Here is an 11,602-nt window from a genome sequence, read left to right as displayed (position 1 = left end):
AGGAGCATCCTCCATGAAACAACTTCAAGACGCCTACATCGTCTCCGCCACCCGCACCCCCATCGGCCGCTCGCACCGCGGCTTCTTCCGCAACATGCGTCCCGACGATCTGCTCGCGACCACCCTGAAGGCGGCGCTCGCGGCGGTGCCGGGGCTCGATCCGAAGGCGATCGAGGACATCATCTGCGGCTGTGCGATTCCCGAGGCGCAGCAGGGCCTCAACGTCGCGCGCATCGGCGCCGTGCTCGCGGGCCTGCCGACCAGCATCGGCGGCATCACGGTCAACCGTTTCTGCGCCTCCGGCCTGTCGGCGGTGCAGATGGCGGCCGACCGCATCCGCGTCGGCGAGGCCGAGGTGATGATCGCGGCCGGCGTCGAGAGCATGAGCATGGTGCCGATGATGGGCAACTCGCCCTCGCTGTCGCCATCGATCTTCGAGCGCGACGGCGACGTCGGCATCGCCTACGGCATGGGCCTCACGGCCGAGAAGGTGGCGCAGCAGTGGAAGGTGAGCCGCGAGGCGCAGGATGCCTTCGCGCTGCAGTCGCACCAGCGTGCGCTGGCCGCGCAGCAGGCCGGCGAGTTCGCTGCCGAGATCACGCCCATTGAGGTGACGGACCGCGCGCCGAACCTCGAGACCGGCGAGGCCACGCCCAAAACCCGCACGGTGAACCTCGACGAAGGCGCGCGCCCCGACACCAGCCTCGAAGGCCTGGCCAAACTGCGCACCGTGTTCGCCGCGCGCGGCTCGGTCACGGCGGGCAACAGCTCGCAGACTTCCGACGGCGCGGGCGCGCTGATCCTCGCGAGCGAGAAGGCCTGCAAGCAGTTCGACCTCAAGCCGCTCGCGCGCTTCGTGAGCTTCGCGAGCAAGGGCGTGCCGCCGCACATCATGGGCATCGGCCCGATCGAGGCGATTCCGGCGGCGCTGCGCTATGCCGGACTCACGCAGGACGCGATCGACTGGATCGAGCTCAACGAAGCCTTCGCCGCGCAGTCGCTGGCGGTGATCAACACGCTGGGCCTGGACCCGGCCAAGGTCAATCCGATGGGCGGCGCGATCGCGCTGGGCCATCCGTTGGGCGCGACCGGCGCCATCCGGTCGGCGACCGTGGTCCATGCGCTGCAGCGCAAGAAACTCAAGTACGGCATGGTCACGATGTGCGTGGGCATGGGGCAGGGCGCTGCCGGGATTTTTGAACGCGTCTGACGTCCGGGCCGGTGCTTGCTCGAAAAGAAAACAAGGAGACAAGCGTGAGACAAGAGACATTGCAGCTTGACGACGGCACGCAGCTCGCGCTGCGGATCTACGAGCCCATCGGCCCGCAGCGCGCCAGCGTCGTGATCGGCGGCGCGATGGGCGTGCGCCAGGCCTTCTATGAACCTTTTGCCCGCTGGCTGACGCAGGAGGGCCTCAGCGTCTGGACCTTCGACTACCGCGGCTCGGGCGATTCGCGGCCGGCGACGGCCGGCGGCTCGTTGCGCGGTTTCGAGGCCGACCTGTTCGATTGGGCGCGCGACTACGAGGCCGTGATCGACGCCGCCAAGGCCGCGCGCTCCGACCGGCCGCTCTACCTGCTGGGCCACAGCCTGGGCGCGCAGCTGCCGGGTTTTCTCGAGCGGCCGCAGCAGGTCGACGGCCTCATCAGCATCGCGGCGGGCAGCGGCTACTGGCGCGAGAACGCGCCGCGCCTCAAGCGCAGCATCCTCTACTTCTGGTTCTTCCTGGTGCCGCTGGCCACGCGGCTCTGGGGCTACTTTCCCGGTCGCAAGCTCAAGAAGGTGGGCGACCTGCCGCGCGGCGTGATCCTGCAATGGCGGCGCTGGTGCCTGAACCCGCGCTACAGCGTCGGCGCCGAAGGCGCTGCGGCCGCCCGCAGCTACGAGCGCGTGCGCTTCCCGGTGCTGGCCCTGTCGATGACCGACGATGAACTCATGACGCTCGAAGGCACCGAGAGCCTGCTGAGCTTCTACGCTGGCGCGCCGCGCGCGATGCAGCGCATCGCGCCGGCCGACGTGCAGGCCCGCCACATCGGGCATTTCGGCTTCTTCCGCGAGCAGTTCAGCCTGAGCCTGTGGCCGCGCCTGGCCGACAGCCTGCACCGGCTCGCGGCGCTGACTTCTACAGCGCCATCGGGCGTCCCGCACACGACTGCATAAGCCAAGGTCACGGAGGCACACTGCGACGATCATGAGCACACATCCTCTGGACAAGGCCCTCGCGCTCGCGCACAGCGACATCCGCGCCGGGCTTTTCACCGGTGCCACGAGCCCGGACTACTGGAACATGGTCGGGCCCTTCGGCGGCACGACCGCGGCGGTGATGCTGCAGTCGGTGCTGAAGCATCCCGAACTGCTGGGCGCGCCGGTGGCGCTCACGGTGAACTACGCCGCGGCGCTGGAGGCGGGCGCTTTCGAGGTGCTGGCGATACCGGTGCGCACCAACCGCTCGACGCAGCACTGGACCATGCAGATGTCGCAGGCCGGCGCCGACGGCCAGCCGCATGTCACGACCACCGCGACCGCGGTCACGGCACTGCGCCGCGAGACCTGGGGCGCCAACGATCTGCCGATGCCCGAGGTGCCGTCGCCCGAAGAGGTCGAGCGCCTGAGCATCGGCCCCGCGCGCGTGGCCTGGATCTCGCAGTACGAAATGCGTCCGATCAGCGGCGCGATTCCAGCCAAGTGGGACGGCAGCGGCGATCACAGCGAAACGCGCATGTGGCTGCGGGATGCAGAGCCGCGTCCGCTCGACTTCGCCTCGCTCGCAGCCTTGAGCGACACCTTCTACCCGCGCGTCTGGCTGCGCCGCGCCAAGCCGGTGCCGATCGGCACGGTGTCGATCACGACCTACTTCCATGCCGACGCGAGGCACCTGGCGGAGGTAGGCCACGGCTACCTGCTGGGCCGCGCGACGGGGCAACAGTTCCAGAACGGCTATTTCGACCAGTCGGCGCAGCTGTGGAGCGAAGCGGGCGCGCTGCTCGCCACCAGCAATCAGATCGTCTACTTCAAGGAATGACTGAATGACGGCCAGCAGAGCAGCCTTGATCGTCGGCGCTGGCGATGCCACCGGCGGCGCGATCGCCCGCCGCTTCGCGCGCGCGGGCTATGCGGCCTGCGTCACGCGCCGCAGCCTCGACAAACTGCAGCCGCTGGTCGCGCAGATCGAAGCCGAAGGCGGCACTGCGCATGCCTTTGCCAGCGATGCGCGCAAGGAAGAGGAGGTCGTCGCGCTGGTCGAGCAGATCGAGTCGAGCATCGGGCCGATCGAGGTGCTGGTGTTCAACATCGGCGCCAACGTGCCCGAGAGCATCCTGACCGAGACCGCGCGCAAGTACTTCAAGGTCTGGGAGATGGCCTGCTTCTCCGGTTTCCTGAACGGACGCGAAGTCGCCAAGCGCATGGTGGCGCGCGGGCGCGGCACCATCCTCTTCACCGGCGCCACGGCCTCGCTGCGCGGCAGCGCCAACTTCGCCGCCTTCTCCGGTGCCAAGATGGCGCTGCGCGCGCTGGCCCAGAGCATGGCGCGCGAGCTCGGGCCGCGCGGCATCCACGTTGCGCACACGGTGATCGACGGCGCCATCGACACCGAGTTCATCCGCAGCAATTTCCCCGAGCGCTATGCGTTGAAGACGGAAGACGGCATCCTCAACCCCGAGCACATCGCCGATGCCTACTGGATGCTGCACGCGCAGCCGCGCGATGCCTGGACCCACGAGCTCGATCTGCGCCCGTGGTCCGAGAAGTTCTGAGGAGACCGGTATGACGACGACGCGATCGGTTGAGTTCTATTTCGACTTCGGCAGCCCCGCCTCGTACCTGGCCGCCACCCAGTTGCCGCACCTGTGCGCCGACGCCGGCGCCGAACTGGTGTGGAAGCCGATGCTGCTGGGCGGCGTGTTCCAGGCCACCGGCAACCAGTCGCCGGCCGCCATTCCGGCCAAGGGCCCCTACGTGTTCGAGGACCTGGCACGTTTCGCTCGGCGCTACGGCGTGCCGCTGCAGCACAACCCTTATTTCCCGATCAACACGCTGCTGCTGATGCGCGGCGCCACCGGCATGCAGATGCGCGAGCCGGAGCGCTTTCGCGCGTACGTCGATGCCGTGTACCACGCGATGTGGGTCGAGCCGCGCAATCTCAACGACCCGGCCACGCTCGCTGCCGCCCTGGCCGAGGCCGGCTTCGACCCGGCATCGATGATCGCGCTGGCCAATGCACAGGAGGTCAAGGACCGCCTCAAGGCCCAGACCGAAGAAGCTGTGCGGCGCGGGGTCTTCGGCGCGCCCACCATGTTCGTCGGCGACCAGATGTTCTGGGGCCAGGACCGGCTCGATTTCGTCCGTGAAGCACTCGGCGCCTGATCGCCCGATACTTTCATTTCTTTGCAGCAAGGAACTCCCATGAGCGACATCCTCGTCCACACCGAAGCGGGTGTGATGACCCTCACCTTCAACCGTCTCGACAAGAAGAATTCCATCACCCGCGCGATGTACGCCGAGCTCGCCGATGCGCTGGCCAAGGCTGAGCAAGACGGCGCGGTGCGCGCCGTGCTGATCCAGGGCGACGCCACCATCTTCAGCGCCGGCAATGACATCGGCGATTTCCTGGACGCCCCGCCCTCGACGCCGGATTCGCCCGTGTTTCGCTTCCTGCACGGCATCGCAACCTTCCCGAAGCCGATCGTGGCCGCGGTCTGCGGTCCGGCCGTGGGCATCGGCACCACGATGCTGTTCCATTGCGACTTGGTCTACGCGGGCGACAACGCGGCCTTCTCGATGCCCTTCGTCAACCTGGGCCTGTGCCCCGAGGCGGCCTCTAGCCTGCTGGTGCCGCAGATGCTGGGCTACCACCGCGCGGCCGAGGCGCTGCTCCTGGGCGAGCCCTTCATGGCCGAGGCGGCGCTCGAAGTCGGCCTGATCAACCGCGTGGTCCCGCCCACCGAGGCCAACGCCATCGCCCAGGCGCAGACGCGCAAGCTGGCGGCCAAGCCGCTCACGGCGCTGATCGAAACCAAGCGCCTGATGAAGAAGTCGCAGCAGTCGGCCGTGCTCGAACGCATGGGCGAAGAAGGCCAGAGCTTCGGCCGCATGCTGCGCGAGCCGGCGGCGCGAGAGGCCTTCACGGCCTTCATGGAAAAGCGGCGGCCGGATTTCTCGAAGATCTGAGGTCAGGCGACCTCTGGTGCGCTGTCGTGTCTGTGAGGTGGTCACAGTCCGTGACCACCTCGTAGCGTTGCCGATCAGTCCTTGACGATCGGCCTCGGTCGCCCGTTGTCGTCGATCGCGACGTAAGTGAAGGTGGCCTCGGTCACCTTGATGTACTCGCCCTGCGCCTTGAAGCGCTCGGCGAACACCTCGACCGTGACGGTGACCGAGGTGCGACCGATGCGCACCAGCTTCGAATAGAAGGACAGGATGTCGCCCAGCCGCACCGGCTGCTTGAAGATGAACTCGTTGACCGCGACGGTGGCCATCCGGCCCTTGGCGTAGCGGGCCGGGATGACGGAGCCGGCCAGGTCGCACTGGGCCATGACCCAGCCGCCGAAGATGTCGCCGTTGGCGTTGACGTCGGCCGGCAGCGGAATCACCTTGAGCACCAGCTCCATGTCGGCGGGCAGGCTCTTGAGGGTGGCGGCCACATTGGCACTTGGAGATTCGGACATGGGCACAATCTGAGAACAACAAACAGCCACGATTGTCTCCGATGCGCCGCAGCGGCGAAGCCCTTTCCTCTCCCCACCCCGTCTCTGCGGGCCAGCCCGCGCGCGGCGACCGCTCCGACTGGGCCACGCTGCGCCGCCTGTTCCCCTACCTCTGGCGCTACAAGTGGCGCGTGATGGCCGCGCTCGCCTTCATGGTGGGCGCCAAGGTGGCCAACGTCGGCGTGCCGGTGCTGCTCAAGAACCTGGTCGACACCATGACGCCCAAGCCCGACATGGCGCAGGCGCTGCTGGTGGTGCCGATCGCCCTGCTGGGGGCCTACGGATTGCTGCGCTTCTCGACCTCGCTGTTCGGCGAGCTGCGCGAGCTGGTCTTCGCCAAGGCGACCGAGGGCGCGGCGCGCAGCATCTCGCTGGAGGTGTTCCGCCACCTGCATGCGCTCTCGCTGCGCTTCCACCTCGAGCGGCAGACCGGCGGCATGACGCGCGACATCGAGCGCGGCACGCGCGGCGTGCATTCGCTGATCTCGATGTCGCTCTACAGCATCGTGCCGACCATCATCGAGCTGACGCTGGTGCTGACCATCCTGGGCGTCAAGTTCGACGCGCTCTTCGTCTGGATCACCGCGGTCGCGCTGGTGATCTACATCGTCTTCACCGTCACGGTGACGGAATGGCGCACGCAGTTCCGCAAGACCATGAACGAGCTCGACTCGGTGGCGCAGAGCCGTGCCGTCGATTCGCTCTTGAACTACGAGACCGTCAAGTACTTCAACAACGAGGAGTTCGAGGCCGGACGTTACGACGCCAGCCTCGACCGCTATCGGAAGGCGGCCATCAAGAGCCAGCGCACGCTCTCCATGCTCAACACCGGCCAGCAGCTGCTGATCGCGGTCAGCCTCGTGCTGATGCTGTGGCGCGCGACGGCCGGTGTGGTCGACGGGCGCATGACCTTGGGCGACCTGGTGATGGTCAACGCCTTCATGATCCAGCTCTACATCCCGCTGAACTTCCTGGGCGTGATCTACCGCGAGATCAAGCAGAGCCTGACCGACCTCGACAAGATGTTCGTGCTGATGGAAAAGGAGCGCGAGGTGCGCGATGCGCCCGACGCGAAGCCCCTGGCCGGCACCGATTCGACCGTGCGCTTCGAGGACGTGAGTTTCGCCTACGAAGCCGCGCGGCCGATCTTGAAGCATGTGAGCTTCGAGATCCCGGCGGGCAAGACTGTGGCCGTGGTCGGTCCCTCGGGCTCGGGCAAGTCGACGCTGGCTCGACTCCTCTACCGCTTCTACGACGTACAGCAGGGGCGAATTTGCATCGGCGGCGAAGACATCCGCCAGGTCACGCAGGCCAGCGTGCGGCAGGCCATCGGCATCGTGCCGCAGGACACCGTCCTCTTCAACGACACCGTCGAATACAACATCGCCTACGGCCGGCCGGGCGCAAGCCGCGTCGAGGTCGAGGAGGCCGCCCGCGCGGCGCGTATCCACGACTTCATCGCCGCCACGCCCAAGGGCTACGAAACCACCGTCGGCGAGCGCGGCCTCAAGCTCTCGGGCGGCGAGAAGCAGCGCGTGGCGATCGCGCGCACGCTGCTGAAGAACCCGCCGATCGTGATCTTCGACGAGGCCACCTCGGCGCTCGATTCGGCCAACGAGCGCGCGATCCAGTCCGAGCTCAAGAGCGCGGCGCAGAACAAGACCACGCTGGTGATCGCGCACCGTCTTTCGACGGTGGTCGATGCGCACGAGATCCTCGTGCTCGAGGGCGGCGTGATCGTCGAGCGCGGCACGCATGCGGCCTTGCTCGCGCAGCAGGGCAAGTACGCGCAGATGTGGACCTTGCAGAAGATCGAGGCCCAGCCCGTTCTTTGAACTCTTTTTACTGACCCAGGAGCGATTCGAGAGTGTCCGAGAAGATTCCCCTGCTGGTGCTCAACAGCCTTTCGAGCGCCCACCAGGCCCAGATTGCCGCGGTCTACGACATGAGCTACGCGCCCACCAAGGCCGAGCGCGCGGCCGCCATCGCCGCGCAGGGCGCGGAGTTCCGCGCCGTGCTGACCATCGGCGTGATCGGCCTCACGCCCCAGGAGCTGGCGGCGATGCCGAAGGTCGAGCTCATCTGCGCGATGGGCGCCGGCTACGAGGGCCTCCCGCTCGAGGCGGCCCGTGCGCGCGGCATTGCGCTCGCCAACGGCGCCGGCACCAACGACGACTGCGTGGCCGACCACGCCTTCGGCCTCTTGATCGGTGCGGTGCGCGGCATCCGCACGCTCGACCGGCAATGCCGCGAAGGCATATGGCGCGAAGAGATTCCGCAGCCGCCCAATGTCTCGGGCAAGCGTCTCGGCATCCTGGGCCTGGGCACCATCGGCCAGAAGATCGCCAAGCGCGCCGCGGGCTTCGACATGGAGATCGGCTACCACAACCGCAAGCCGCGCGAGGGGGCGGCGCACCGTTACTTCGACAGCCTGAAGGCGCTGGCCGCCTGGGCCGACGTGCTGATGGTCGCGACGCCGGGCGGGCCGGGCACGCGGCACATGGTCGATGCCGAAATCCTCGACGTGCTCGGCCCTCAGGGCTTCCTGGTCAACATCTCGCGCGGCAGCGTGATCGACACCGAGGCGCTCGCCAAGGCGCTGCGCGAAAAGCGCATCGCGGGCGCCGGCCTCGATGTCTACGAAAGCGAGCCGAAGCGTCCCGAGCCGCTGATCGGGCTCGACAACGTGCTGCTCACGCCGCACATGGCGGGCTGGTCGCCCGAGGCGACGCAGGCCTCGGTGAACCGCTTCATGGCCAATGCCGAAGGGCACTTCGCGCGGCGCGGCGTGGTGTCGCCTATTTAGGGAAAGACATAATCAGCCTTCATGGAAACCAAGTGGCTTGAAGACTTCGTCAGCCTTGCCGAGACCCGCAGCTTCAGCCGCTCGGCCCAATTGCGCCACGTGACCCAGCCCGCCTTCTCGCGCCGCATCCAGGCGCTCGAAGGCTGGGCCGGCACCGACCTGGTCGACCGCAGCTCCTACCCCACGCGCCTCACGCCCGCCGGCCAGACCTTGTACGGCCAGGCCATCGAGATGCTGCAGGCGCTGCAAAGCACGCGCGCCATGCTGCGCGGCCACTCGGCCGCGGCGCAGGACGTGATCGAGTTCGCGGTGCCGCACACGCTGGCCTTCACCTTTTTTCCGGCCTGGGTCACGAGTCTGCGCGAACAGTTCGGGCCGATGAAGAGCCGGCTCATTGCGCTCAACGTGCACGATGCGGTGTTGCGGCTGGTCGAAGGCAGCTGCGATCTGCTGATCGCCTACAACCATCCCTCGCAGCCGCTGCCGCTGGACGCCACCCGCTACGAGATGGTGAGCCTTGGCCAGGAGGTGGTCGCGCCCTGGGTCAAGCCCGATGCCGACGGCGCGCCGCGCTACCGCCTGCCGGGCCGGCCCGGCCAGCCGCTGCCTTACCTGGGCTATGCGCCCGGCGCCTACCTGGGCCGCGTGGTCGACCAGCTGCTCAAGGAATCCGACACCGCCATCCACCTCGATCGCGTCTACGAGACCGACATGGCCGAGGGTCTCAAGGTGATGGCGCTCGAAGGCCACGGCATCGCCTTCCTGCCGCAGAGCGCGGTGCGAAGGGAAGTGCGCGCCCGCACGCTGGTGAGTGCCTTGCCGCCGGAGATCGAGAGCCTGGAGGCGACGATGGAGATCCGCGCCTATCGCGAGCGGCCCGCCGCATCGGCGCCGGCCAAGGCTGGTGCGCGCAGCGCCAAGAGCGAGGCCGCCGGCCCGCGGGCCAAGGGCACGGTCGAAGCGCTGTGGGCCTATCTGGTCGGGACCCAGCCGGCGCCTTGAACGAGGCCCGGGTTATTTGTGCACTGCACAATCTATGACGCTGCGGCATGCCGATCTCCGCATTGCGCATTTGCCTGCGCGCGATGCCGGCCCTACAGTCTGGCCCCAAGTTTTGCTGTCGCACACGGTTTTGACGCACGCCCACGCGCGTGCTTTTTTTTAGCCGTGCCTTCGGGCACAAAGGCTGCTTAGTCGAATGCGCTCAAGACGAATGCGATGCGGCGCACCAGTGCGGTACTCCTGCCACACTCGGCGTGTCCGTCATCGGTGCAGGGCGCACCGGGTTGGCCCGGGTACCCCGCAGAATGCGAGTGTCTAGAATTTCGGCGTATCTCTCTCAGTCACACAGGAGTTTTCCAAATGAAGAAGCAAGTATTGGCAATGGCAGTGATGGCGTTGGCCGCCGGCGGCGCTTTCGCGCAAGCCAATGACACCCTAGCGAAGATCAAGGCCGCCGGCAGCATCACCGAAGGGGTGCGCGAATCTTCCGGACTTTCCTACACGCTGGGCGGCGGCCAGTACACCGGCTTCCACTACGACATCTGCGCCAACATCATCAAGGACCTCGAGAAGGCTGTCGGCAAGAAGCTGGAAACCAAGTACCAGCCCGTGACCTCGCAGAACCGCATTCCCCTGGTGCAGAACGGCACCGTCGACCTCGAGTGCGGCTCCACTACCAACAATGCCACGCGCCAGAAGGACGTCGCTTTCGCCGTCACCACCTACGTCGAGGAAGTGCGCATCGCCGTCAAGGCCACCTCGGGCATCACCAAGATCGCCGACCTGAACGGCAAGACCGTCGCCACCACCACCGGCACCACCTCGGTCCAGACGCTGCGCAAGAACGAGCGCGCCACCGGCGTCGACTTCAAGGAGCTCTACGGCAAGGACCACTCCGACAGCTTCCTTCTGCTCGAATCGGGCCGCGCCGATGCCTTCGTGATGGATGGCTCGATCCTCGCCTCCAACATCGCCAAGGCGAAGACGCCGGCCGACTTCAAGATCGTCGGCGAAGTGCTGAGCGTCGAGCCGATCGCGATCATGATCCGCAAGGACGACCCGGCATTCAAGAAGGCGGTCGACGACAGCATCAAGGCGCAGATCAAGTCGGGCGAGCTCAACAAGCTCTGGGACAAGTGGTTCCTGCAGCCGATTCCGCCATCGAACGTCAAGATCGGCCTGGCCTTGTCGGACGCCACCAAGAACGCGTGGGCGAATCCGAACGACAAGCCGATGGAAGACTACGCGGTGAAGAAGTAAATCCCGCGCCCGTCGCCGCGCAACGCCCGCCGCACCCGGCGGGCGTTTGTTTTAACGCCCAACATAACAATCAGGTAGAGAAGGAGAGTCCCGATGGGATCGAACTGGGATTGGCAGGTCTTCTTGCAAGACCCCGGGGGGAAGTACCCGACGTACTGGGAATGGATGCTGTCGGCCTGGGGCTGGACCGTGTCCGTGGCCCTCTTGGCATTGATCGTCGCGCTCGTGCTGGGCTCGCTGATCGGCATCATCCGCACTTTGCCCGACAGCCCCTGGCTGATCCGCTTCGGCAACGCGTGGGTCGAGCTCTTTCGCAACATTCCGCTCCTGGTGCAGATCTTCCTCTGGTACCACGTCATACCGGCCATGATTCCGGTCTTGAAGGATGTGCCCAGCTTCATCCTGGTGGTGCTCGCGCTGGGCTTCTTCACCTCGGCGCGGATCGCCGAGCAGGTGCGCTCCGGCATCCAGGCGCTGCCCAAGGGCCAGCGCTACGCGGGCATGGCGGTGGGCTTCACCACGCCACAGTACTACCGCTACGTGATCCTGCCGATGGCCTACCGCATCATCATTCCGCCGCTCACGAGCGAGACGATGAACATCTTCAAGAACTCGTCGGTGGCTTTCGCGGTGTCGGTGGCCGAACTCACCATGTTCGCGATGCAGGCGCAGGAAGAAACCTCGCGCGGCATCGAGGTCTACCTGGCCGTCACGGGGCTGTATGTGATCTCGGCCTTCGCGATCAACCGGCTGATGGCGTACATCGAGAAGAAGACCCGCGTGCCGGGCTTCATCGTCTCGGCCAACGCCGGCGGCGGAGGACACTGAC

At 66.8% G+C, this 11,602-nt stretch carries 12 protein-coding genes; 11 read left to right on the top strand and 1 reads right to left on the bottom strand.

From position 1 onward, the window contains the following. Positions 1-13 precede the first annotated feature (13 nt). The 6 genes from ACSQ86_RS25225 to ACSQ86_RS25200 are packed head-to-tail and all read left to right on the top strand — an operon-like array spanning position 14 to position 5,169. Positions 14-1,210: an acetyl-CoA C-acyltransferase gene (locus tag ACSQ86_RS25225; RefSeq protein ID WP_436305522.1), complete on the top strand. Its 1,197-nt coding sequence runs from the start codon at positions 14-16 to the stop codon at positions 1,208-1,210. Between the two features lie 44 nt (positions 1,211-1,254). Further along, positions 1,255-2,160 (top strand): alpha/beta hydrolase family protein, encoded by a 906-nt coding sequence (locus ACSQ86_RS25220; RefSeq protein WP_436293689.1) that lies wholly within the window; start codon positions 1,255-1,257, stop codon positions 2,158-2,160. Between the two features lie 31 nt (positions 2,161-2,191). Beyond that, positions 2,192-3,022 (top strand): acyl-CoA thioesterase, encoded by an 831-nt coding sequence (locus ACSQ86_RS25215; protein ID WP_170855526.1) that lies wholly within the window; start codon positions 2,192-2,194, stop codon positions 3,020-3,022. Positions 3,023-3,026: 4 nt separating this feature from the next. Beyond that, the gene (locus ACSQ86_RS25210) at positions 3,027-3,755 is read left to right on the top strand and encodes an SDR family oxidoreductase (RefSeq protein WP_093103884.1); all 729 of its coding nucleotides are present in this window, start codon (positions 3,027-3,029) and stop codon (positions 3,753-3,755) included. Between the two features lie 10 nt (positions 3,756-3,765). Next, complete coding sequence (locus tag ACSQ86_RS25205) at positions 3,766-4,365, top strand: 2-hydroxychromene-2-carboxylate isomerase (RefSeq protein WP_436309783.1); 600 nt, start codon at positions 3,766-3,768, stop codon at positions 4,363-4,365. 39 nt (positions 4,366-4,404) lie between these two features. Further along, positions 4,405-5,169 (top strand): enoyl-CoA hydratase, encoded by a 765-nt coding sequence (locus ACSQ86_RS25200; RefSeq protein WP_436309782.1) that lies wholly within the window; start codon positions 4,405-4,407, stop codon positions 5,167-5,169. 74 nt (positions 5,170-5,243) lie between these two features. On the opposite strand, the gene ACSQ86_RS25195 is transcribed toward ACSQ86_RS25200, so the two are convergent. Then, entirely contained in the window at positions 5,244-5,666 is a 423-nt protein-coding gene (locus ACSQ86_RS25195; protein WP_436305517.1) for an acyl-CoA thioesterase, read from the bottom strand. A gap of 41 nt (positions 5,667-5,707) precedes the next feature. Between ACSQ86_RS25195 and ACSQ86_RS25190 the strand changes: the two genes are divergently transcribed. The 5 genes from ACSQ86_RS25190 to ACSQ86_RS25170 all read left to right on the top strand — a co-directional run bounded on the left by ACSQ86_RS25190 (position 5,708) and on the right by ACSQ86_RS25170 (position 11,601). Next, positions 5,708-7,540, top strand: a complete 1,833-nt coding sequence (locus tag ACSQ86_RS25190) for an ABCB family ABC transporter ATP-binding protein/permease (protein ID WP_436309781.1) — start codon at positions 5,708-5,710, stop codon at positions 7,538-7,540. A gap of 32 nt (positions 7,541-7,572) precedes the next feature. Next, on the top strand, positions 7,573-8,511 hold the full coding sequence (locus ACSQ86_RS25185) for a 2-hydroxyacid dehydrogenase (protein WP_436309780.1): 939 nt from the start codon (positions 7,573-7,575) through the stop codon (positions 8,509-8,511). Positions 8,512-8,532: 21 nt separating this feature from the next. Beyond that, a complete protein-coding gene (locus tag ACSQ86_RS25180; protein WP_093103894.1) occupies positions 8,533-9,513 on the top strand; it encodes a LysR substrate-binding domain-containing protein in 981 nt (326 codons plus the stop codon). Positions 9,514-9,873: 360 nt separating this feature from the next. Next, positions 9,874-10,773, top strand: coding sequence for an amino acid ABC transporter substrate-binding protein (locus ACSQ86_RS25175; RefSeq protein WP_436305515.1), 900 nt, complete (start codon positions 9,874-9,876; stop codon positions 10,771-10,773). Between the two features lie 93 nt (positions 10,774-10,866). Then, positions 10,867-11,601 (top strand): amino acid ABC transporter permease, encoded by a 735-nt coding sequence (locus tag ACSQ86_RS25170; protein ID WP_436293686.1) that lies wholly within the window; start codon positions 10,867-10,869, stop codon positions 11,599-11,601. Position 11,602 lies beyond the last annotated feature (1 nt).

It is taken from the genome of Variovorax sp. LjRoot130 (assembly GCF_964253755.1).
Taxonomy (GTDB): domain Bacteria; phylum Pseudomonadota; class Gammaproteobacteria; order Burkholderiales; family Burkholderiaceae_C; genus Variovorax.
The sequence above is the reverse complement of the archived record's forward strand: the minus strand, read 5'-3'. Positions and strand labels throughout refer to the sequence as shown.